This window comes from Moritella sp. (genome assembly GCF_013215705.1).
Classification (GTDB): Bacteria; Pseudomonadota; Gammaproteobacteria; order Enterobacterales; family Moritellaceae; genus Moritella.
Map to the genome: position 1 here is coordinate 80,561 of NZ_JABSQR010000010.1, position 25,002 is coordinate 105,562.

20 protein-coding genes are annotated in these 25,002 nt (G+C 41.4%); 19 read left to right on the forward strand and 1 reads right to left on the reverse strand.

What is annotated here, in order from left to right; all coding sequences use genetic code 11:
• Positions 1-335 precede the first annotated feature (335 nt).
• From HRT96_RS08230 to HRT96_RS08305, 16 genes are all read left to right on the forward strand, one after another.
• Entirely contained in the window at positions 336-638 is a 303-nt protein-coding gene (locus HRT96_RS08230) for a hypothetical protein (protein ID WP_293154798.1), read from the forward strand.
• 172 nt (positions 639-810) lie between these two features.
• Positions 811-3,585, forward strand: a complete 2,775-nt coding sequence (locus tag HRT96_RS08235; RefSeq protein WP_293154801.1) for an EAL domain-containing protein — start codon at positions 811-813, stop codon at positions 3,583-3,585.
• A 309-nt stretch (positions 3,586-3,894) separates the two neighbouring features.
• The gene (locus HRT96_RS08240; RefSeq protein ID WP_293154804.1) at positions 3,895-4,245 is read left to right on the forward strand and encodes a hypothetical protein; all 351 of its coding nucleotides are present in this window, start codon (positions 3,895-3,897) and stop codon (positions 4,243-4,245) included.
• Positions 4,246-4,556: 311 nt separating this feature from the next.
• A complete protein-coding gene (locus tag HRT96_RS08245) occupies positions 4,557-6,032 on the forward strand; it encodes a PepSY domain-containing protein (RefSeq protein ID WP_293147070.1) in 1,476 nt (491 codons plus the stop codon).
• A gap of 485 nt (positions 6,033-6,517) precedes the next feature.
• The gene (gene betI / locus HRT96_RS08250; RefSeq protein WP_293147068.1) at positions 6,518-7,123 is read left to right on the forward strand and encodes a transcriptional regulator BetI; all 606 of its coding nucleotides are present in this window, start codon (positions 6,518-6,520) and stop codon (positions 7,121-7,123) included.
• Positions 7,114-8,577: a betaine-aldehyde dehydrogenase gene (betB, locus tag HRT96_RS08255; RefSeq protein ID WP_293147066.1), complete on the forward strand. Its 1,464-nt coding sequence runs from the start codon at positions 7,114-7,116 to the stop codon at positions 8,575-8,577. Before betI ends, betB begins: the two co-directional genes overlap by 10 nt.
• A gap of 9 nt (positions 8,578-8,586) precedes the next feature.
• Positions 8,587-10,278, forward strand: coding sequence for a choline dehydrogenase (gene betA / locus HRT96_RS08260; RefSeq protein ID WP_293147064.1), 1,692 nt, complete (start codon positions 8,587-8,589; stop codon positions 10,276-10,278).
• A gap of 319 nt (positions 10,279-10,597) precedes the next feature.
• Entirely contained in the window at positions 10,598-11,815 is a 1,218-nt protein-coding gene (locus HRT96_RS08265; protein WP_293147115.1) for a BCCT family transporter, read from the forward strand.
• A gap of 170 nt (positions 11,816-11,985) precedes the next feature.
• Positions 11,986-12,462 (forward strand): MarR family transcriptional regulator, encoded by a 477-nt coding sequence (locus tag HRT96_RS08270; RefSeq protein ID WP_293147062.1) that lies wholly within the window; start codon positions 11,986-11,988, stop codon positions 12,460-12,462.
• Between the two features lie 164 nt (positions 12,463-12,626).
• The gene (locus HRT96_RS08275) at positions 12,627-13,631 is read left to right on the forward strand and encodes an ABC transporter substrate-binding protein (protein WP_293154806.1); all 1,005 of its coding nucleotides are present in this window, start codon (positions 12,627-12,629) and stop codon (positions 13,629-13,631) included.
• A gap of 108 nt (positions 13,632-13,739) precedes the next feature.
• On the forward strand, positions 13,740-14,630 hold the full coding sequence (locus HRT96_RS08280; protein ID WP_293154809.1) for a proline/glycine betaine ABC transporter permease: 891 nt from the start codon (positions 13,740-13,742) through the stop codon (positions 14,628-14,630).
• Between the two features lies 1 nt (position 14,631).
• Entirely contained in the window at positions 14,632-15,879 is a 1,248-nt protein-coding gene (locus tag HRT96_RS08285; RefSeq protein WP_293154813.1) for a glycine betaine/L-proline ABC transporter ATP-binding protein, read from the forward strand.
• A gap of 372 nt (positions 15,880-16,251) precedes the next feature.
• The gene (locus HRT96_RS08290; protein ID WP_293154816.1) at positions 16,252-16,920 is read left to right on the forward strand and encodes an SDR family oxidoreductase; all 669 of its coding nucleotides are present in this window, start codon (positions 16,252-16,254) and stop codon (positions 16,918-16,920) included.
• Positions 16,917-17,927 carry a TauD/TfdA family dioxygenase gene (locus tag HRT96_RS08295; protein ID WP_293154819.1) on the forward strand — a complete coding sequence of 337 codons (1,011 nt, stop codon included), beginning with the start codon at positions 16,917-16,919 and terminating at the stop codon, positions 17,925-17,927. The genes HRT96_RS08290 and HRT96_RS08295 overlap by 4 nt, the downstream gene beginning before the upstream one ends.
• Before the next feature lie 22 nt (positions 17,928-17,949).
• Complete coding sequence (locus HRT96_RS08300; protein ID WP_293154821.1) at positions 17,950-18,585, forward strand: hypothetical protein; 636 nt, start codon at positions 17,950-17,952, stop codon at positions 18,583-18,585.
• A 122-nt stretch (positions 18,586-18,707) separates the two neighbouring features.
• Entirely contained in the window at positions 18,708-18,998 is a 291-nt protein-coding gene (locus HRT96_RS08305) for an antibiotic biosynthesis monooxygenase (protein ID WP_293154824.1), read from the forward strand.
• A 37-nt stretch (positions 18,999-19,035) separates the two neighbouring features.
• Here HRT96_RS08305 and HRT96_RS08310 read toward each other — a convergent pair whose 3' ends face one another.
• On the reverse strand, positions 19,036-19,869 hold the full coding sequence (locus HRT96_RS08310; protein ID WP_293154826.1) for a LysR family transcriptional regulator: 834 nt from the start codon (positions 19,867-19,869) through the stop codon (positions 19,036-19,038).
• Positions 19,870-19,995: 126 nt separating this feature from the next.
• Between HRT96_RS08310 and HRT96_RS08315 the strand changes: the two genes are divergently transcribed.
• From HRT96_RS08315 to nosZ, 3 genes are all read left to right on the forward strand, one after another.
• Positions 19,996-20,439, forward strand: a complete 444-nt coding sequence (locus tag HRT96_RS08315; protein WP_293155058.1) for an NAD(P)H-dependent oxidoreductase — start codon at positions 19,996-19,998, stop codon at positions 20,437-20,439.
• Between the two features lie 360 nt (positions 20,440-20,799).
• Entirely contained in the window at positions 20,800-22,971 is a 2,172-nt protein-coding gene (gene nosR / locus HRT96_RS08320; protein WP_293154828.1) for a transcriptional regulator NosR, read from the forward strand.
• Between the two features lie 74 nt (positions 22,972-23,045).
• Positions 23,046-24,947, forward strand: coding sequence for a TAT-dependent nitrous-oxide reductase (gene nosZ / locus HRT96_RS08325; protein WP_293154830.1), 1,902 nt, complete (start codon positions 23,046-23,048; stop codon positions 24,945-24,947).
• The last annotated feature ends 55 nt before the right edge of the window (positions 24,948-25,002 follow it).

Here is a 25,002-nt window from a genome sequence, read left to right on the forward strand (position 1 = left end):
TGGCAAGGATATCGTCAAGGTGGTTCTCAAACTATTGTTAAATATATAAAATGGATAAAGAGAAATATGTAGCTATAGCGACCTTTCTTTTATGATTTGATTGAGAGGGGGTTGTTGATCAGCTAGATCTATTTATCTCACTAGCAAAATATCTGAAACAACGATATTAAAATGACTTTGGACTTCCTGCGGATAAAAGCATCTATTTAGATTATGGAATTGACCGCCAGCGCATGAAAAATCGCACGTGAATAGTAGGTCAATCATTTGCTTTCGGTTATATCGGTACTGATATTCCCGCGAAAGGTATCCATAAATTGATCTAGGCATTTGGAATGCTTAAAGGCGATGCGACGTTGCGTATTTGGGGACGTAGTTGGGGACAGGAAACCAAAGTATTAAAAGATATTGCGAATAGTTTACCGGAAGGAAAATCGACGCAGGTTGAATTGATGGCAGAGTGCCAGTGGTTAAAGCTAATCTGCAACTGTGGGGTTATTACCGGTAAAAATAGCAGTGGCGACCAAGATGGTTATTTCAGTAAATTCGAACTAAGCATCGCTGTAGAAAAACGCGCTTTAGCTTGGTTAAGAATGATTGAAAGTAAACAACAAAGCTTGCAAGTTGCTGTTTTGTAGTTTGAGCTACTGAATATCTCAAGCTGTAACAAAAATATTATAGTTGTGCGAGATTATTGTTGTGCGAGATCATAATTGTAGGATATTCACGTGTGTTATTCGCGGTTGTCATTTGCAATATTATTATAAACAAGGCAACATGCATTTTTATGATACATAGTGATATATTATATTGTTCCCGCCAGTAAAAAATAGCCTTCGGATCTACTTTGCTATCGCGATCTACGTGATATGGGTGATCGTTTTTTCGGCATTTAATTATGTGAAAGAAAAGCAACACCTTTACTCTGAGCTGGACCAAAGGTTGGAAGATGCTGCGCTGATCATTCCCGCCATCTTACCCAAGGGATTTCATCATAAGGACATGAACAAAGTCGATCTGTCTAAGCAACAGGATCTTGCTATTACCTTAGCGTTATCAGAATATACTCGACGCTCTGATATTGTTTATCTCTATACGCTTATCTTGCGGGATAATGAAATTTTATATACCTCTTCAAGTGCTTCTGATACTGAGCTAAATGCCAATAAACTTGCGTTTAACTATTTTGAGTATTACGACGACGCGGCGCCGGACATTGCGGCTATTTTTAAACAAAACCAAAGCCAAATTCATGAGAGTCGTGATAAGTGGGGCGATTTTCGCAGTATCCTCATTCCTATTAAGGCAGGTGATGGTCGCGTATATATTGTGGGTGCCGATCTTTCAATTGGTCATATTGATACGCTATTAAATGAAACCCTATATTACACCTTAATCGTTTCGGCATTATTTCTACTATTTGCCTGTCCGTTATTTGTTGTGCTCTGTTTAGAACCTCGTCGGCAGGTCAAAATTTTGGCAAAAAAGGTAACAAAACAAACGTCTAAGTTGGTTGAAAGTGAAGCTAAGCTCACTTCCATTTTTGAGTATTCTCCTGTTGGCATTTTCCACTATGATCATAACGGTATAATCCAAAAAACCAACAAACGTTTCGAAGAAATTCTCGATTCTGACAGGGATACACTTATTGGTTTTAATATGCTAGAACTGCTTGAAGAGACCGAGTTGCTCAACATGGTGCAGCAGTCACTACAAGGTAAAGTGAGTGTTTATGAAGGCCCTTATACATCCGTATCCGGTCAACGGTTTATGCATTTACAAGCTAATTTTGTCCCGCTTTATTCCAGTTCTGGAGAGATAGAAGGCGGTATCGGCGTATATAATGATACAACGGAAATACAGCGCAGTACTGCTAATTTAAAAAAGCTGTCTATGGTTGTTGAATACAGTCCTGAGAGTATATTGATAACTGATATTAACGGTATTATTGAGTATGTAAATCCTAAGTTTACCGCAATAACCGGTTTTACTGCAGCCGAAGTTTTCGGTAAAAAAGCCAATGTTTTTCGTTCGAAGGATACGTCTGATCGTGTATACAAAAATATGTGGGCAACGATATTATCAGGCCAAGAATGGCGTGGAGAATTAAAAAACTGCAAGAAAAATGGTGAACTATTTTGGGCTCAAGTCTGTATTGTACCAGTCACAAATGATGGTGTTATAACCCATTTTATTGGTATCCAAGCCGATGTGACCGAGGCCAGAATTGCGTCGCAAAAAATATCCTATCAGGCAACGCATGACATGCTGACCGGATTAATTAACCGTTATGAATTTGAAAGACTACTTGCGCAAAGCATCACGTCTGCACAACACGATACTACTCATGTATTATGTTTTTTAGATCTGGATCAGTTTAAAATTATCAATGATACCTGTGGGCATATGGCCGGAGATGAACTGCTGCGCCAGTTAGGCCTGCTGTTAGCTGAAAATATTAAACCCCAAGATACATTAGCCCGTTTAGGCGGTGATGAATTTGCCATTTTAATGACGCAATGTGGCCTCGCGCAGGCCGAGAAAACTGCGCAGAATATATTGGAATTAATTGCTAATTTTCAGTTTATGTGGGAAAAAAATATATTCAGTATCGGTGCGAGCATCGGTTTAGCTGAGATTAACAGTCAAACTAAAAACACCACAGAAATATTAATTGGTGTTGATTCAGCCTGTTATGCAGCTAAAGATTTAGGTCGTAACCGTATTCATATCTATCACGCCGAGGATGAATTGTTAGCCAAACGCGATGGTGAATTTCGTTGGGTTAATGAGCTAAAATATGCATTAAATGAAAATAGATTTGAACTCTATGCACAACCTATCGTGTCGCTCTCAGACCCTTCGCAAAAGCGTATTTACGAAGTGCTACTTCGCCTGCGTACACGCAGTGGTGACATAGTGCCCCCCGGTGCATTTTTGCCTGCTGCAGAACGTTATAATCTATCAAATGCTATCGACCGTTGGGTTGTTGATCATACCTTTGCCTGGATGGAACAGCATTTTCAGCAACTCGATGATGTTGATCATCTGGCGATCAATTTGTCTGGTGCATCATTAGGCAGTAATACGCTGCTTAATCATATTATGCAGCAGATCACATTGCATAACTTACCGCCAAGTATGCTCAAGTTTGAAATTACAGAAACTGCGGCGATCAGTAACTTGCGCGATGCGACCTTATTTATCAAAACATTAAGTGAGTTTGGTTGTCAGTTTGCGCTGGATGATTTTGGCAGTGGTTTATCTTCATTTGCTTACTTGAAAAATCTACCTGTGTGTACATTGAAGATCGACGGTATGTTTGTTAAAGATATTTTGGACGATCCGATCGACGAAGCTATGGTTAAATCAATCAATGATATTGGTCATGTCATGGGCATGAAAACCATAGCTGAATTTGTTGAAAATGACGCTATCAGGCAGCGATTACAGGATATGGGCGTCGATTTTGCCCAAGGTTATGGGATCGGAAAACCGGCTCCGATCGACGATATTCTGCAACCTCAGCGCGCTGGTGATGTTTATAATCCGACCGAGAATCTTAAGGCCCAAGCTATAAACTAAAACTGGTTCTGGTTTATGTCACATGAAATATTGCTCAATTAGCAGAAAACAAATACGAAATTACCCTCGCAGTTGCTGGCTTTGAATTAAGTGAAATAGACATCGAAGTGAAGGGGGCTGATCTGGCGAATGGCTTACTTACGTTATAGCTAGATCGCAATGTACCAGAAGCATTGCAACCACGTAAAATTTCAATCGAGGCTTTTTTGTTCTTGTAATACTTTAATGTCTAAACGTTAACCATATGTTACTAATTTTGCGATATATTATAGATTTGTGTACACTCCATACAAATCTATAGAGTATCGTATGAAACACAGTTCTTATTTTAAAAAATCAATGTTGCTTGCTAGCCTGCTTAGTTGGGTTTTAGTCACGCTGATGCCGGTGATTAACGCCAATAATGGTGTTGGTGTATGGGCGACGTTGTGTACCGTTAATGGATTGGAACTGGTTCAGATCGAAGAAGGTAAACCTCAAACCCATGAGGGGAAACCTTGCCCATTCAGCCATTATTCTTCTTTTCATGATCTTGCGTTATTAACCCTGCCTGTATTGGGTCGTGTTAGTGTTTCAATTCAAGATTATTACTCGTTTTTAGCGCATAACGTGCGTTATCAATGGCAAGTTCCTCGCGCACCGCCTGTCATTCTTTCGTAACTTAAATTATCACTGTACTACAACACTGACGTTATCAATGTACCGTTAAACCTTTGCGTTTAATCGGGGATTGATGATGAAAAAATTTAGTTATACCAATTGCATTAAATAAGTGATCAATTATTTCGCCGGAAAAAGTGACAATAACCAGACGTTAATTGCCGTAACTAGTTATTCTAATTACAAAATTAACAACGCAGTTAGTGGCAGTTTTAACCAGAAAGAATGACCATCTATTTATTGTGATTGGTATTAATACGGATGACCGTCGTTCACTCGATAGGGATTTTGTAGAAAGGAAAATGCAAAAAATGTCGACCATTAATCAGCCTGTAAATATCGCGCCGTCTAACCGCGAGGCACTTGCACGCTCAAAATTACGTTACTTTTTAACTTGGCGCTGGCACTTTTATGCCGGGTTATTTGTGATCCCGTTTATGTTAATGCTGAGCCTGACCGGTTTAGTCATGTTGTTTGATGATGAAATTGAATTTAGTCGTTATCAGTCATTATTAGAAGTGTCACCACAAGTATCCACCGTAGCTACATCTCTGCAAATGGAAAATGTACTTGCTGCTTATCCTAATGCAAGGGTAACTCAGTTTATACCGGCGCCAAGCCGCGATCTTGCTAACCGTTTTTCTATTACGCTTGAATCAGGAAAAACGGTGTTTGTTACTGTGGATCCCTATAACGGAGATATACTCGGCACGATTGATCGCAGTGATAGCTGGTATGAATTAGCGAATGATATACACGGTACTTTATTGCTGGGGGATTGGGGTGATTACCTTATTGAAATAGCGGCGAGCTTAGGCGTGATCTTATTAGTGACAGGGGTTTATTTGTGGATACCACGAGACAATGCCAGCAAAGCCGGTTTTCTTAAAGTGAGAATGACAAGTGGATCACGTATTCTCATGCGCGACCTACATGCCAATATTGGCGGATTGTTGTCTTTTGTTTTGCTATTTTTCTTTATTTCAGGCCTCGCGTGGGCAAGTGTTTGGGGTGGTAAATTTGTGCAAGCGTGGAGTAGTTTCCCTGCAGAAAAGTGGGATGATGTGCCACTGTCGACACAAACTCATGCGTCAATGAACCACGGTAGTGAAGAAGAAATGCCGTGGAATTTAGAGCAAACACTGATGCCTGAATCACATGATCATGCCGCGATGTTAGCAGCAGGAGCGGGGTCGATGCAGCATGATACAGAGATGGCTCATGATATGAATATGCACACAAAGGCTAAAATTGCTATCGATGAAATACTAGATCAAGCTGATATGCTTGGGTTTACTCAGTTTAAGCTTAACTTCCCTCGCAGTGAGACTGGGGTTTATACGCTAGCAGCGAATACCATGAGCGGGGATATTTCCGATCCAAGATTAGATAGAACCACGCATATCGATCAGTACTCAGGTCGGGTCTTAGCAGATGTAACCTGGAATGAATACAACCCAATGGCCAAGTTCATGGCGGCGGGTATTGCACTTCATCAAGGTGATGTCAGCGTATTGAATAAAGTCGTTAATGTACTCTTTTGTTTAGCGTTTATCTTTATTGCAATATCCGGTGCTGTGATGTGGTTTATCCGCCGTCCTACAGGAAAGAAAGTGCTTGGTGCGCCACCACGATTTGAACATGAGGGTGTTTGGAAAGTAGGGTTAATCACTATCACCGTATTATCGTTTATGTTGCCTATGGCTGGTGGCGTTATAGCCTTAGTATTGTTTATTGATTGGCTTGTGTTCAATCGCATGAATAGACTAAAACTGGCATTGAATTAGTTTTTTAAACCTAGATCGATGCAGATACAAATAACGATAAAGCCTGTTTGAAAGCAGGCTTTTGTCGTTTTAATTCCTCAACGTTATATTCACCAAGTTAAACGCTAAGCAGTATTAAAATATATTCCCTTTCTAAATAAAATTGACCTATCAACATTGGTGTTAGTGCTTTGTTGCAATCTCGCCTAATAGTTACATTTCTAATGATTACGGTTGAAACTATTAATTTATTTACGACTATTTTACCACTGATTAACATAGATTTTACGACAGGGTAATATGCTTTTAAAACAGTTGTTTAACCTGTTGTTTATCGGTTGTTTATGTATGAGTTATTTTATTGTAAGCATCTGAGCGACAAGGTTGGGGGTTGATAGTTACAGCTCTAACTATTATAGTTGTAGTTAATTGAGCGTTCAATTAACAATTTTTAACAACAGTTAAGCATTTAATTATCAACAACCAAACATGGATAATTACTTTTTATGCCCAGACCAGCAATGAAAACGGTAAGACAACAACAGCTGATTGACGCGACGTTGATCTCTGTTGAACGTTACGGTTTACATCACACCACAATCAATACCATTAGTGGTTTAGCTGGACTGTCATCTGGCCTTATCAGCCATTATTTTGGTGGTAAGCAAGGTCTTATTGAAGCAACGCTCAAATACTTACTCGATGAACTTAAACAAGCATTATTAAGCCGTATTTTAGGAAAAAACTTATCAGCAGCGGAACGCTTGTCGATGATCGTCGAGTCTAATTTTACTGAATTTCAACGCTCAACTGCAGCGACTAAAACTTGGTTAAGTTTTTGGTCTCAAGCAGTCCACGATCCTGGATTAGCCAGACTGCAACACATCAACAGCCAGCGTTTGTATAGCAACCTCGCCTTTGCATTTAAACAATTAATGCCTGATGACGTGGCGATTAATGCTGCGAAACAAACCGCAGCGATGATTGACGGCTTTTGGCTGCGAAGTGCCTTGAGTAGTTGCCCTGAAAAAGAATTCGAACAAGCCCAAATTTTATGTAAAGCCTTTATCGAGGCTGTGATCATGCAGCACGGAGAAAATAAATGTCGTTAGTTACTTATAAAAATTATGTCCACGGACAGCCTCTCTCCAATGACTCGGGTGAAACCTTTGAAGTCATTAATCCGGCTAACGGAGAAGTAAGTTATCTCGTCGAAGTTGCTGATGCGAGTATTCAGCAAGCGACAATTGAAAGTGCAAAAGTGGGTTTCGCTACTTGGTCTAAAATGACGCCGATGGAACGTAACCGTATTTTATTAAAAGCAGTGGCCTTGTTACGTGAGCGTAATGACGAACTGGCTGTTATCGAAGTGCAAGACACAGGTAAACCTTGGCAAGAAGCCTCAGTGGTAGATGTGGTAACGGGTGCCGATTCAATTGAGTTCTTTGCTGGTATCGCACCAAGCATCGAAGGTAATCAACAACAGGTCGGTGATGATTTTTATTATACCCGCCGTGAACCATTAGGCATTTGCGCTGGTATTGGCGCCTGGAATTATCCACTGCAGATCGCATGTTGGAAAGCCGCGCCGGCATTGGCTTGCGGTAATGTGATGATCTTTAAACCATCAGAAGAAACACCACGCGGCGCAATCAAGTTGGCTGAAATATTTACCGAAGCGGGCGTACCAGATGGCGTGTTCAACGTTGTTCAAGGTGATGGTCGTGTTGGCGCTTGGTTAACCACACATGACGATATTGCTAAAGTATCTTTCACTGGTGAAGTCGGTACTGGCAAAAAAGTGATGGCAGCAGCGGCGGGCTCACTGAAAGAAGTGACGATGGAATTAGGTGGTAAATCACCGCTTATCATCTTTGATGACGCTGACATTGATAATGCCGTATCGGCTGCGATGCTGGCAAACTTTTATACTCAAGGTGAAGTGTGTACCAACGGTACGCGTGTATTTGTGCAAGACGCCATTTACCCGCGCTTTATCGAAAAATTACGTGAACGTACCGAGAACAACATCATCTGTGGCGATCCGATGGATCCTAAGACTAACTTTGGTGCGTTGATCTCGAAAGAGCATCAAGACAAGGTACTGAGTTTTATTGAAATAGGTAAATCAGAAGGTGCTGAACTCCTTACCGGTGGTCATGCCTTACAACCTGACAATGCGCCGAATGGTTACTTTGTTGCACCCACTATTTTCACCCAGTGCACTGATGAGATGACATTAAGCAAAGAAGAGATCTTTGGTCCTGTCATGTCGGTATTCACCTTCACAGATGAAGATGAAGTCGTTCGCCGTGCTAATGATACCCGCTTAGGTTTAGCGGCTGGTGTATTTACGCAAGACATTACCCGTGCTCACCGTGTTATTCATCAAATGCAAGCCGGTATCTGTTGGATCAATGCGTATGGCGCGTCACCTGCAGAAATGCCTGTAGGCGGATATAAAATGTCTGGTATTGGTCGTGAAAACGGTAGCGAAACCTTAAAAGCGTATACCCAGATTAAAGCTGTGTATGTTGGTATGCAACCACTTGAAAGTCCATTTTAAGGAGCGCATATGAGTCAAGTACAGGAACGGTATGATTACATCATTGTTGGCGCGGGTAGTGCGGGTTGTGTATTAGCCAACCGCTTATCAGCAGATCCAGCCAACAAGGTGTTGTTATTAGAAACCGGTGGCAGTGATAAAAGTATTTTTATTCAAATGCCAACTGCGTTATCTATTCCGATGAATAGTGCGAAATATGCGTGGCAGTTTGAAACCCAAGCTGAACCTTATTTGGATAATCGCCGTATGCATTGCCCTCGAGGCAAGGTATTAGGCGGATCATCTTCTATCAATGGCATGGTTTACGTGCGTGGTCATGCCCGTGATTTTGATGAGTGGCAGCAAAGCGGGGCAAAGGATTGGGATTATGCCCATTGCTTACCTTACTTTAAAAAAGCGGAAAGCTGGGCATTTGGTGGCGATGATTATCGTGGTGACACAGGACCACTTGCTGTCAATAACGGCAACAACATGAAAAACCCATTGTATAAAGCATTTGTCGATGCCGGTGTTGATGCCGGTTATATGGCGACCGATGATTATAACGGGTCGCAGCAAGAGGGTTTTGGCCCGATGCACATGACCATCAAGAATGGTGTGCGTTGGTCGACAGCGAATGCGTATTTAAAGCCTGTCATGCACCGCAGTAATTTGACTGTGATCACCCATGCTTTGGTACACAAGGTATTGGTCGAGGGCAAACAAGCGGTAGGGGTACGGTTTGAACGTAAGGGCAAGCTAACCACACTGCATTGCAATAAAGAAGTCATCCTTTCAGCTGGTTCTATTGGTTCTCCGCATATCCTGCAATTATCGGGTATCGGTAAAGCAAGTACGCTAGCTGATGCTGGTATTGAGCAAGTACATGAATTACCGGGAGTAGGCGAGAATCTTCAAGATCATCTCGAATTCTATTTCCAATTCAAGTGTCTAAAGCCGATTTCCCTTAATGGCAAACTCGATCCGTTAAACAAACTGTTTATTGGTGCCCGCTGGTTCTTTACTAAGACAGGGTTAGGGGCAACGAATCACTTCGAGTCTTGTGGTTTTATTCGTTCAAAACCGGGATTAGAGTGGCCTGATATACAGTACCACTTTTTACCTGCCGCAATGCGTTATGACGGTAAAGAAGCGTTTGCTGGGCATGGTTTTCAGGTGCATGTTGGTCATAACAAACCGAAGAGCCGTGGCTTTGTAAAAGTGGTCTCTAACGATGCACATGTTGCGCCGCATATTCAGTTTAACTATCTCTCTCATGCTGAAGATATAGCAGGTTTTCGGGCTTGTGTACGGTTAACGCGTGAGATCATTAATCAACCAGGACTGGATGAATACCGCGGTGAAGAGATCCAACCGGGAATCGATATTCAAACGGATGAAGAGATCGATCGTTTTGTCAGAAGCGCGGTAGAAAGTGCTTATCATCCTTCTTGTTCGTGCAAGATGGGCGAAGATCCAATGGCGGTGGTTGATTCAGAAACCAGAGTGCATGGTATTGACGGGCTAAGGGTGGTTGACTCCTCTATTTTCCCTTCCATTCCCAATGGCAATCTTAACTCACCGACTATTATGCTGGCAGAGCGCGCCGCTGATCTTATCTTGGGCAATACACCACTTGCAGCAAGTACTGCCAATGTAACCTTGGCCCCTGAGTGGCAGAAAACACAAAGGTTACAGGATCCTAAACGGCAGACTGTTTAAAACTATTTTTAATGAAATAGACCTAATGCGTTGTGTAAACGGCGCATTAGCAATATATAACCAAGTTACTTCAAGATGCAAAATCAGCAACCGAAAGTAGCTTGGTATAGGTATCAGACCAGCCTAAGCCACTCTGGCTGAATGGTCTTTTAATACCAAACTCAATTTATCAGGGTTTAAATATCGGTAATACGATATTTAAGGTTTGAGGGTTAATGCTATCTAAAAAAGGTTGCTAGCTTAAACGTTGAGGGCGGATTTTAAAACACAAGACGGATTAAGCTTGTGCTTTATATGATATTTACATGGAGTTTAAATGATGACTACCTGGCTTAGCATCGGTATTTTATTTACCTTTGCTGCAATTGCATTTGTAATTTTTCGTTGGGGTAATGTGCGCTGTGTCGGCGTTACGCCTGTTCGTACGTTTACCTTTATCGCTATTTTATTTACCTCGGGTTTGGACGTGGGACTGATCATGTTTCCGCTGACCGAATTTGCTGGTTATGCAAATCTTGCGGCAAGCCCTGAATACAGCTTTAGTAATCCGCTGGCCATTGAATTTGGTTTCTGGGCATTCCTGATCTGGGCGTTTTACTTTTTAACGTGTTTCTATTTTTGTGTTATTGAACCAAGAGTGAAATTCTTTGAGATCCCATTAATTAAATTCATCAATAACTTTATTATTATTGGTACTTGTGCGTTTACTGCTTACTTGTTACTGACCAATCTACCTTGGTATTTACCAGAGCTAGGTGATGGCGAAACGATAGTAGGTAGTTTCTATCTGATTGTGTTTGTTGTTATCGCAGCGGCGGTTTATTCAAGTACCAGTATTCGTTATGTGCGTATATTAAGTTTAGCTAGTACTTGGTTATTCTTAGGTCTGATCGTCGTGATGTGGGCTGGCGCGTTCTTATCTGAAGGATCAAGTGTCAGTGAGTTTGCAACTACCTTTGCGTTGATTGGCGATTATTTTGGTAATATACATCACTTTGTTTTACCTATGAATGATTACCATGAATTTTACTTATTCTGGTGGTTCTCTTGGAGCATCATGATTGGTCAATTCACCTCTCGTTTTGTTGGTGGCATGAAAACCTATCAAGTACTGATTGCAATGATGGTATTCCCGTCTATTCCAATCGCAGTGTGGTTCTCGGTACTTTACTACTACAGTGTGAATGAGATCGCGACAACTGGTTTCTATAACCTGGCGATGATATTAGTGGGCATCACCTTTGTGATTAACTCACTGGATTCATTAGTGCGACTTTATACTGATAATTTAAACTTAACTGTAGAACGTTTCGGTAAGGCTAAATACATTATTGGTAATGTGCTATTAATGAGTGGCTTGACGTTATTGTTTAAACTGGATTTCTTACAAATTCAGTGGGTTGGTGCATTAGCAATCGCACTTATTATCGGCTGTTTCGGTTATATTATGGCGAAAAAATACAAGCAGGTTGCAGCGATTGAATGTTCACCTAAAGAAAATAAAATTGATTTTAATAAAATTGAATTAGTGAACTAACATAGTCTCCACGCTCGTTTGAACGCATAAATTGGTTCGATAGTGGTTAGGAATACAACAAAAGCAAAATAACGTTTAGGTGTTATTTTGCTTTTTTCACATTTGCAGTATGAGTCTGGTGCACATTTCTGTTATTGTTTCGAAAAATAGGGGCGAATTTTGGAAGAGTTATGGAAAAGTATGAAGAATTATTAGTTTCATTGCGCCAAGTGATCAGAGCCATTGATATACATTCTCGCCAGCTGAATAAACAGTCCGGTTTAACGGGTCCTCAGCTTATGGTGATGCAAAATATTGCAGCGCTTGATGCGCCACTAGCGAAAGACATAGCCAAAGAGATCGCCTTAAGTGCCGCGACCGTCACTACGATTATCGACAGACTTGAGAGTCGGACGTTGGTGATCCGGACGCGAAGTAAAACCGACAAACGTAAAGTGCATTTGTCACTGAGTGAATCAGGTAAACTATTACTGAGTAGTTCGCCCAAGCCGCTTCAAGACCATTTTATCAAGCGTTATCAAAATCTTGAAGAGTGGGAACAAAGTCAGCTATTGTCCGCTGTCGAACGTATAGCCTCAATGATGGATGCAGAAAAATTAGATGCTGCGCCAGTATTATTGGTTGGTCAAATTCAGGCGGAAGAATAACTTTTTTACTTAACTGATTTTATAACACTTTTACCTTTTTCTAGTATTAATTGCCGTGAGATGTTTTAGTCATGTTTGCGGTTTTTAGTACTTGTATAAGCTTTTAGTCGCTATTTCCTGTAATATTAGTGGTACTTCATTACAATAATAAGGATATTATTAATATGCAGAAAATTTTCGCTACCTCACTACTTCTTGCTTCTACATCTCTTTCTACCTTCGCTAATGCGAGTGAATGCGGCAGTGTTACCATTGCTGACATGAACTGGAATTCAGCCACCTTAATTGCCAATATTGACCGCTTCATTCTCGAACATGGTTTTGATTGTGACGCTGAACTTGTTCCCGGCGATACGATGCCAACGGGCACCGCTATGATTGAAAAAGGCCAACCTGATATTGCCCCTGAATTCTGGAGTAACTCGATGAAATCGGCGCTTGATCAAGGTGTTAAAGATGGGCGTATTCGTTATGCCGGTGTCACTCTTAGTGATGGCGGTGAAGAAGGATTCTGGGTGCCAGCCTATATGGTTGAGAAAGACCCAAGCTTAGCGACTATTGCTGGCATTAAAGCTAATGCGAAACTATTCGAACACCCTGAAGATCCGAGTAAGTCGGCATTTATGGGCTGCCCTGCAGGTTGGAACTGTCAAATATCAACATCGCAACTCTTTGAGGCGATGGATTTAGCCGCTTCTGGTTTTGATTTAATTGATCCCGGTTCCGGTGCGGGTTTATCGGGTTCTATTGCTAAAGCCTATGAGCGCGAAGAAGCTTGGTTTGGTTATTACTGGGCACCGACCGCTGTATTGGGTAAATACAACATGGTTAAGGTTGATTTTGGTACCGGTATCGATGAAAAACATTTCAAGGAATGTATCACCCAAAATGATTGCTTAACCCCTAAAGCAACCATGTATCCGCCTTCTGCAGTAGACTCTGTAGTTACCGAAGCATTTGCAGCGAGAGCACCTGAAGTAATGGCTTACCTTGCAGCCCGTTCATTTAAGAATGCTCAGATGAATGAATTACTTGCTTGGATGGAAGATCAACAAGCTGATGGTGAATACAGTGTTGAACACTTCATTATCAATTATGAAGATACCTGGTCACAGTGGGTTGATTCAGCAACCGCGAAGAAAATCAAGAAAGCAGTCTCAGCACTATAGCCTTTCATTATACGCAAACTACTTCAGTTTGCTGATTATGCAGATTGAAGTAGCTTGAGTATATATAGCCCGAATCATTCGGGCTTTTTCATCTTAGGAAACAATAATATGTCAGACAGTTCATGGCTTTCGGAAATACCGCAGCTAGATCGTCACCAATTACTCGGTATTAGAAAAACATTGGATGGCGCTTATCGCAGTTTTTCGCGTGAATACGGTGATAGTATTGAAGCATTTTTTGATCCCTTGCTTACTTTTCTCATCTGGTTTGAAAAATTATTACTCAGCAGCCCTTGGTGGTTAGTGATTGCGGTGCTTGCGGTGTTTGCTTATATTGCTAGTCGCTCTTGGAAATTAACCTTAGGCGTTGTTGTGGCCTTTTTCCTCATCGGCTTTTTTGGTATGTGGGACAATACGATGCGAACCATGAGTATTATTCTCATCTCTACTATGCTCGCGGTGATCATCGGTATTCCGATCGGGATCTCGATGGCACGCTCTGATCGTGTTCAGTCCGTCGTGACGCCCATCTTAGACATTATGCAAACCATGCCAGCCTTCGTGTATTTGATCCCTGTGGTGATGTTATTAGGCATAGGTAAAATACCCGGTGTTATCGCTGTTATTATCTACGCCGTGCCGCCTGTTATTCGCTTAACGAACTTAGGTATCCGTCTGGTAGACAAAGAAGTATTAGAGGCGGCGACGGCTTATGGTGCTAGCCCTATGCAACGTTTATTTGGTGTGCAGTTACCGCTGGCGATGCCTAATATTATGGCCGGTATCAATCAGACGATTATGATGGCACTGGCTATGGTGGTGATCGCATCTATGATTGGTGTGAAAGGCTTAGGCCAACCGGTATTGAAATCAATTACCAATCAATATTTCACCCTTGGCTTGATGAATGGTTTGGCCATTGTCGCGCTAGCGATTATCTTTGATCGGATCTCGCAAAGTTACGCAAAACGTACGTTACAAAATTTTGGAGGGCAGTAAGATGAATTCGCATGACAAGAGCAGTTCGAATGAGCAGAAAAGCCCGTTAATTCGTATTAAGAATTTATACAAAATTTTTGGTAAAAATGAGAAAAAGGTGCTGGAGCTAGTCAAAGCGGGTAAATCCAAAGATGCTATTCTAGCCGAAACGGGTCATACCGTGGGTTTATCGGATATTAACCTAGATATTTATCCGGGCGAAATATTCGTGATCATGGGGTTGTCAGGTTCGGGTAAATCAACCTTGATCCGTCATTTTAACCGCTTAATTGAACCAACTGCCGGGGAAATAGAAATCGCGGGTAGTGATGTCATGCAACTGTCGAGTAAAGATCTGCAAGGTTTTCGTCGTAATAAAATGTCGATGGTATTCCAACGTTTCGGCTTAATGCCACATCGCACCGTGTTAGAAAATATTGGTTATGGTTTGCAAGTGAAAGGCGTCAAGAAGGCGGAATGGAAGCGATGCGCAACACAGTGGTTGGAAACGGTAGGTTTGGATGGTTATGCTAATCAATACCCAAGACAGCTGTCTGGTGGGCAACAGCAACGTGTCGGTTTAGCCCGCGCCTTGTGTACCGATGCCGATATTCTGTTAATGGATGAAGCATTTTCAGCATTGGATCCTTTGATCCGCAGCGAAATGCAAGACCAGTTGATTGAGTTGCAGGAAAAACTACATAAAACTATCGTTTTTATTACCCATGATCTTGATGAAGCATTACGCTTAGGTGATCGCATTGCTATTTTGCGTGATGGGGTATTAGTACAACAAGGGACACCGGTTGATATTTTGCTTAACCCGATTGATGATTATGTTGAAGCCTTTGTTAAAGATGTAAATCGCGCGCGCGCATTGACGGTGGAAACGGTGATGCAGCCGCAAATTTGTCGTATCTCTGCTGCAACAATCGGTGAAGCAGTATTACAAATGCGCAAGTCAAAACAAGATTATGGTTATGTTATTAATGCGGATGGTTATCAAGGCGTGATCACACAAGATACCTTGGATAATATTGAAAAAAGTGATTACAACAATACGCTTGATGCGTCGTTATTAGATGATGTGCCTGCGGTGCAAAGCGATGCGTTACTGGAAAGTGTGATTCCTGAAATGCTGGATAATCAATTACCACTGCCTGTATTAAACGAGGATGGTGAGGTTGAGGGGCACTTGTGTCGCTCTACACTGGTCGAAGTATTAAGTGATCAGCCGAGTGTGGAAAAGGATAAAGTAACTCGCGTTTAATGGCTCGTGATGATGTATTGATTGTAAGATAAATATAAAAATGCCTATTACAGCAGGTCGGAGGTACTAGGCATTAAGTACTCATTATTCTAGAAACAGTGCCCTTCGTCATCATTGGCATTCCACCTGCTGAATCAACGTGTAATACCACTACATATTTGAAGTTATAATCTTTGTTAGTCACTTAGCTGACGCCCGATATCCGTCATTATACTGTGCTTTTCTTATATCCTTTTTTCTTACCGAAATCTACGTTAACGCTGTGCAAAAATGAACAACGCCTTTTTAATAATGACCATTCAGTAAAGGCATACTTTTATACATACTAACCTCGCTTCATAACGATAACTTTAGTTTATAGACGAGGGAAATATGAAAACACTTATTATTGGTGCTAACGGACAGATTGGTAAAAAACTAGTATCTGAATGTATTGATTTAGGTTTGGATATACGCGTGATGATCCGTGATGAAAGCCAAATGAGCTATTTCACAAGATTGGGTGTCGACGCTGTTGTAGGTGATCTAGAAGGTGATATTAGCCATGCTTTCAATAGTTGTGAGCAGGTGGTTTTCAGTGCTGGTTCAGGGTCTAAAAGTTGTCCTAAAAAAACCTTGTTAGTTGATCTATGGGGCTCTATTCGCGCTGTTGAAGAGAGTGAAAAGCAAGGGATTAAACATTTCATCATGGTCAGTTCATTAAAATCCTGCGATCCCCTTCGCGGTCCCCAACCAATTCGTCATTATCTAGTAGCAAGAAACCGTGCTGACGATAGATTAATTAATTCCACATTAAATTATACCTTGTTGCGTCCTGGCCGGTTACTTGATACCGAAGGTACAGGCAAGATCACTAGCAATTTTGATTGGAATGATATTAAAAATACTAATTCAACTATTACCCGTGATGATGTCGTCAGTACTATTTTAGCTGCAATAATTACCCCGCATAGAACGAATCGAACGTTAGATTTTATACAGGGTGACGTGGTAATCGAAGATTTTATGAATGACTTGTTAATAGGTGAGGTTGCCGTATGAGTAATATGATTGACTTTGTTAATAACCGTTCTGCTTGGGAACCTCAGGATCTACTAAGTGAAGACAGCTGGAAGTATTATCTTACGCCTGCAGATATCACTGAACTAGATAATGCGTTGGCTTATGTGGTGAGCAATAATATTACGCTCGAATTAATGAGCATGGATAACTTTGTGCTACCTAGTTTAGGTTTGAAATTAAAAGACATTCGTCGTGCGATTGAAAGTGACCGCGGTATTACAGTGCTTAAAGGCTTACCTGTGGCCAGATACTCACGTCACGAATTAACACTGATTTTTACCGGCATTGGTGTTTATTTAGGTTATCCCCTACGCCAAAGTTTAGATGGCGAGCTGCTACAAGAAGTATATAACAAAGGTGAAAGCCTTTACGCGAACACTGGTCGTGGTACTAACTCCAGTGACCCGTTACCGTGGCATACCGACCGAAGTGATATTGTCTCATTACTTTGTATTAGTAAATCCGAGACCGGTGGCGAGAGTAAATTAGCCAGTTTAACCAATGTATTTAACAAAATAAAAATTGAGCGACCTGACTTAGCAGAAACTCTCTGTTCTCCCTATTTTCATGGGCGAGCGCCCTTCGAACGTGGAGGGTTGCAACCTTGGTATTCATTACCCATATTTACAGAATATCAGGGCAAGTTTGCTAGTCGTTACTTACGTCGATTTATTGAATTAGGTCAAGATCACCCTGAAGTGCCGCGATTTACGGCATTGCAAATTGAAGCGTTAGATTATTTAGATGCAAGATTAGAAAAAGAAGATGTTTGTCTAAACCTTGCCTTTGATGAAGGCGACATGCAATTCATTAATAACTTTACCATATGCCATTCACGCAACGCCTATACCGATAGTAAAGCACAATCTAGATTGCTAATGAGATTGTGGTTAGCCGCTTACGCCGGTAGAGATTTAGCACCTGAGTTTTCTCCACTTTACGGCACAACACAAGGTGGTGTAGCGCGTGGTGGCATTCTTTTCTAAATTATTATCTAGGATCTTAATTATGTTACAGAACAACAATATCGCAGTACAGCAGGACAAAGCGTTAACGTTACTCGAAAGTATCATTCAAATTCCTGACGATTATGCTTTAGTGAATTGTTTGCTTTTAAATCATGATGATCAACCTATATTCGTATTCCGTTACGAGCATGTAAATGGCGTATGTAAGGGATTAGGTGGTGAGCATTTTTCAGTCAGTATTGATCTAGCCGCGACCAAAGTGATGGGATTCATGCATATCGAAAAGCAGCATTGTGGCCCTGGCTTACCTACAGATGATGTGGCAAGACAGCTAGCTATCGAGTTTTTACCGCAAGTAGCAGCTGATTTAGTTGATAGCTATGAAGTCAAATGGATCATGCGCCAACTCGAAGAACCGAACAAGATACCGCATGAGAGTCCGTTCCCATTCCGAGATGAAAATGATCATAAATGTCTAGTGACTGGTGTCAGAGTTAAATTCTTTTTCGAAAAACTGGGTGCTTGGGGCTGGGTTATTGTTGGTCGTAATAATAAAGTGATTGCGTTTGAACGTGAGATTATCTGGAGTACAACGCTAAACCGTCGTTCTACACCTGCATGGTTGCATGATAATTTTGTGGAAGAACTGGTGTCAGAACTTGGCCGTCTTAAATAACGCATTAGCACAGAGTTTAATGAGTTAATGAGTTAATGAGTTAATGAGTTAATGAGTTAAATTTAATAACAAGGTGGGTACTAGCCCATCTTTTTATTGTCTTGGTATTTAAAGGAATAAAAATGTCTGAAATATGGAAGTCGATTGAACTCATCGTTATTAATGAAAATCTGCTCAACGAGGCAAAAAACGAACTAATGAAGCTACAGACGGCAACAGAAAAAGAACCGGGTAATATTCAATTCTCAATTAGTCAGTCAACGGAAGTGCCGCTTAACTTTACGCTTTGGGAACGCTGGGTAGATCTACAAGCATTGCATGATCACTTAAGTGCACCTTATACGCAGTTTTACTTTTCACTTAAGTTAACGAAAGTGGGGCGCAGTCACAGTATGCTTCCATTAACAGCATAATTAACTGTTAAAGGACGTTAATGCGTAATGACTGTTACTAAAAAATATACGTTTTTAACCAGTTAATAAAGGCTTGTATTTTTGGACTATCTCTGGATTCACGATGGTATAATAACCAAATCTCAGTCGTGAAATCGTCGGGTAGAGACTGTACTTTTTTAATATCAGCGTGCGTGTCAGCAAGAAAGCAAGGTAGTATCGCTTGCCCTATACCGGCCTTCACCGCTTCAAGTTGACTTAAAATTGAGGACGCACTGCATTTCACGTTGGCGTTAGGAAAAAGCGTACTCAGCCATTGAGATGCAGGAGCCGAGTTATTATTAAAGCCAACCCATTCGTCATCTCCAGCGTGATTTGAAACGTGATGATAAACGCCCCACTGAACGTGTTTTACTTTTCGACCAATTAAGTGCTCGGGCGGTGTGGATGTTGAGCGTATTGCAATATCAAACGCATGATTAGTAATTGTATTGAATTCATATGATGTGCTGAACTCGAGTTTGATGTCTGGATATAGCAGATTGAATGAGCTTAGGTGTGGACAGATCAAGCTGTTTAGAATGGCTTCTGTTGTTGTTATCTGCAGTAAGCCGCTCGGGTGGTTATTTTCACTCTCTATATTCCTTTTCCACTGATATATTTCGGCCTCCATTTTTTCACCAGCAGCAATAAGCAACTTACCATTATCTGTGGGTGTATAACCTGAGGGTGACTTATTAAATAATGTTGTATTGGTTTCGGTTTCTAATTTCTTTAATCCACGAATCACAGTCGCGTGAGTCACATTAAGTGCTTCTGCTGCACCTGATGCAGATCCTTTGCGATAAGTGAAGAGAGCATAACGGATCAAGCCCCAATTTAAGTTGTACATTTTCTCACATCCTATTGTTCTATTTTTGATATTCCATCATCAGTAACAGCCCGTGTAGTATACCTCTAATCCTGTAACGAAGTGCGATAACTTTATTGGTAAGGCGCTGAATACATAGTCGACCATATTGACTTGTGGGACGTTGAATTACCGCATATGAATGGTGATATCTTAGATGCAAAGTATATTATTTTTTCTGGTCAGGAATTAACAGCACAGCAGCAGGCAAGTTGGTTTGCTTTGACTGAACATATCGATCGATTCGCCGCTGCAGATTTAGTGATTATTGCTGCGCCGACTTGGAACTGGGGTATACCTTATGTTTTGAAACATTATATCGATGTTGTTACTCAACCTCAGTTAACCTTTAACTGGACGCCTGAAGACGAAGACTTTGTTATTAAATACCTAAAATTGTGGTTAACAACCTGTATGGGCTGCGAATTGAAAATGATTAATATGACACTTAGTGCGGCAGGTGAAGAAGAACTGCAAAAATCGTATGTGCAAGCGAATGAAAAAATTGACGAAATATGTAATCTGATGAATAGCGTTGAGGCATTAATATAGCCGAAATATAACATCGTGATCTTTAGCATATAGCCTAGTTAATAGCAGGCTTTTTTGTTTGCCCAGCAAAGCTGGCAACCCCGTTCATTTGCAAGAAAGTGAAGTCACCCTGACTAAGGGAAAGATAATCCGAATGGCAAGGGCGCTACTGGCCAACGGTGGGGTCGGAGGTAATAGGCATTAAGTACTCATCGTTCCAGAAACAGTGATCAGCTTCAACATATTTATAAATAGTGAGTGAAATAATAAATATGTTAGTGATAAATTGACTTAAGTCATTCGTCATCTCCAAAGAGGTACTTATGATGCTCCTTATGACTGCAACTTACTCGTAATAAGTTGCAAAATTAAGGGGCGATTGTGGTTAATTATAGTTATTTAGTTAATAAAAAAAGTAGATTCCAGCAATGGGTATCGGCTTGTATCACTGTGATGATGCTGATGACCACTTTCTTTATACCGCCAAGTTATGCATTATTTGTTAGTCCGCCAAAAGATCCGATGCCGTTTATTCAGGCGCTATTCCCCGATGCTACCGCTATTTCTGATAAAACCCCAACGGAAGTTGGTGGTTATCCTATCTGGACTATTCGTAAAAACGATGAAGTCTTAGGTTATGCCTTTGAAACCAACGATATCGCTAGGATCCCTGCTTATTCTGGTGAGCCAGTTAATATGTTGGTGGCAATCGATCCACAAGGCACATACCTTACTGCAAAAGTATTAGAACATCACGAACCCATTATTCTAGCGGGTATTCCAGAGAGTAAACTATGGGCTTTCACTGATCAATATGCTGGTTTATCGGTGCGAGATAGGCTAAAAGTGGGTGGTAATAATAGTGAGAATTACGTCGCTATTGATGGTCTATCAGGCGCAACTGTTACCGTAATGGTGATGAACGTCGGGATCACCAAGGCCGCCAAGAAAGTCGCACAAGCACTGGCTATCATCAAAAAATCCAGTGGTATTATCCAACCTATTTCAACCATTAAAACCGAGTTATTTGAGCCCGCTGACTGGACGCAACTAACCGGTGATGGCTCTATTCGTAAGTTATACCTGAACCGTGAAGCCGTTGATAACAGTTTTGTCGGCACTGCTGCAGAGCATGTAGACGAAGCCGATAGTGATGAAAAGCAAGATATGTTTGCTGAGATCTATTTCACCCTTGTTGATATTCCCACCATAGGTAAAAACTTATTCAGTGCTTCTGATTACCAATGGCTAACCGCCAACCTTAAATCTGGTGAGCATCTGGTTGGGGTATTTGGAAACGGTTACTCATTTAAAGGCTCAGGTTATGTGCGCGGTGGTATTTTTGACCGTATCCAAGTTCATCAACAAGATAATTCGATCTCTTTTCGGGATCTGCAGCATGAACGTGTCACCGATATTTTTATTGCTGGGGCACCGAAATTTAAAGAGATGTCGGTATTTAGAATCGCAGCACACCACGAGTTTGATCCCGGTGCCGAGTGGGCGTTTGAACTGTTAGTTCGCCGTCAAACCGGTCCTGTTGATAGTTTGTTTAATAGCTTTAGAGGTCAGTATGACATGCTGGATAAGTATGTAGATACCCCGCCAGCTATTATACCTCCACCTGAGTTAACCCTGACTCAACAGGTATGGCAAGAGCGTAATACCGAAGTCATCCTCCTTATTGGACTCATGGTGGTATTACTGCTGATCTTGTTTTTCCAAGATGTGTTGGTTAGGCATCCTAAGTTCATGCATAACTTGCGTCATGGTTTTCTGGTGGTCACCGTCGTACTTATCGGTTGGTCATGGGGCGGACAGTTATCCATTGTTAATGTGTTTACCTTCTTACAAGCCCTGATGCATGACTTTTCATGGGATCTGTTCTTGCTTGACCCGATCATCTTTATCTTATGGTGCGCAGCGGCTGTCACCGTGCTGTTGTGGGGCCGCGCAGTATATTGCGGTTGGTTATGCCCATTTGGCGCCTTACAAGAACTGGTCAACGTGTTTGGCCGCTTTATTAAATTACCGCAAATCGAATTGCCGTACGCCGTGCATGAACGTTTGTGGGCAATCAAATACTTAATTTTACTCGCCTTATTTGGTGTATCACTCGAGTCACTGGCAGCCGCAGAACAGCTTGCTGAAATTGAACCTTTTAAAACCACGTTCTTATTAAAATTTGATCGTGAATGGCCATTCGTTGCTTGGGCAAGCTTGTTACTCTTATCGAGTTTATTTAATCGTAAAACATTCTGTCGCTATTTATGCCCGTTAGGTGCGGCATTATCCGTACCCAGCAAACTGAGTTTGTTCCAGTGGCTTAAACGCCGCTCTGAATGTGGTCAGCCCTGTAAAACATGTGCCAAAGAATGTGAGATCCAGGCCATACAACCAAACGGCGAGATCAATATGCGTGAGTGCCATTACTGTCTGGATTGCCAGGTGACGTATTTTAACGAGGAAAAATGTCCACCATTGAAAAAATTGGCCAGAAAGAAAAGAAAAATAAGCGATGAGCAAATTATCGCCATTACGAATACTGAATAAAGAGCAGCTAACACCTCATAAATAGAAGTTAATCGCATCGAAATAAACACAATTTTAATATCACGGAGAATCTTATGCTAGATGTTAAAAATAACAATATTGAAGTATCTGAAGAAACAACGTTAGAGAATGCAGATCGTCGTAGTTTATTTAGCAAAACGGCTATGTTAGGTGCGGGTGCGGTATTAGCACCGATGTCAGCAGCAATGTTTTCGTCAATGGCACAAGCAAAACGTGTCGAATATGCAAATAGCCCAGTAGTACACCCAGGGGAACTGGATGAATATTATGGCTTCTGGAGTGGCGGTCAATCTGGTGAAGTACGTATCATGGGTTTACCTTCAATGCGTGAATTAATGCGTATTCCTGTTTTTAATATCGACAGCGCGACAGGCTGGGGTTTAACAAACGAAAGTAAACGCATTAAAGGCGAAAGCGCGCATATTCTGGCGGGTGATGCGCATCATCCCCACATGAGTATGACGGATGGTCGTTATAACGGTAAATATGTGTTCATTAATGATAAAGCCAATTCACGTATTGCTCGTATTCGTTGTGATGTCATGAAAACAGATAAAATGCTCACTATTCCAAACGTACAAGGTGTGCATGGTTTACGTGTGCAAAAAGTACCTTACACTAAATACGTGATCTGTAATGGTGAGTTCGAAATTCCAATGGACAATGATGGTAAAGCATTGATGGAAGACGTAAGCACATACCGTTCGCTGTTTAATGTGATAAATGCAGAAACAATGGAAATGGCGTTCCAGGTGATGGTAGACGGTAACCTTGATAATACCGATGCTGATTACGATGGTAAATATTTCGCCTCAACCTGTTATAACTCCGAAATGGGCATGAGCTTAGGGGAAATGATCTCTTCTGAGCGTGACCATGTGGTGGTATTCAGCCTAGCGCGTTGTGAAGCGGCGCTAAAAGCCGGTAAATTCAAAACTTATAATGGCAATAATGTGCCTGTTTTAGATGGTCGTAAAGGCTCTGAGCTTACCCGTTATATCCCAGTACCTAAATCACCGCACGGTATTAATATCTCCCCAAATGGTAAATATTTTGTGTCTAATGGTAAGTTATCGCCAACGGTTTCAATTATTGCTGTTGATAAGCTGGATGCTTTGTTCAGTGATAAGATCAAACCGCGGGATACCATTGTAGCAGAACCAGAATTAGGTTTAGGGCCACTGCATACGGCATTTGATAACCGTGGTTTTGCCTATACAACGTTATTCCTTGATAGCCAAATTGTGAAATGGGATGTAGAAGAAGCGATCCGTGCCCACAATGGTGAAAAAATTAATTATATAAAACAAAAACTGGATGTGCATTATCAACCCGGCCATAACCACACGTCACAAGGTGAAACGCGTGACGCTGATGGTAAATGGTTAGTCGCTTTATGTAAATTCTCGAAAGACCGTTTCTTAAATGTGGGACCTTTACGTGCAGAAAACGATCAGTTAATTGATATTTCTGGTGACGAAATGAAGCTGGTACATGATGGTCCCGCGTTCGCTGAACCGCATGACGTTATCATTGTTCATCGCAGTAAAGTGAAACCACATAAACTGTGGACGCGTGATGATCCTATGTTTGCTGAAACGGTGGCTATGGCACAAGCGGACGGTGTTAACGTGATGGCGGATAACAAAGTTATTCGTGATGGCAACAAAGTACGTGTGTACATGACTTCTGTTGCGCCCGTTTATGGCTTGAACGAGTTCAAGGTTAAATTAGGTGATGAAGTCACGGTTGTGGTGACTAACTTAGATATGGTTGAAGACGTTACCCATGGTTTCTGTATGACCAATCACGGTGTACAAATGGAGATCAGTCCACAAGCCACTGCTTCAATTACCTTCACTGCGGATAAACCGGGAGTGCAATGGTATTACTGCAACTGGTTCTGCCATGCGCTACACATGGAAATGCGTGGTCGTATGCTAGTGGAAGCATAACCGTTAATAAGGCGTAATAAGGTCGAGTAATAGGCTGGATAAATGAGGGGGAGTC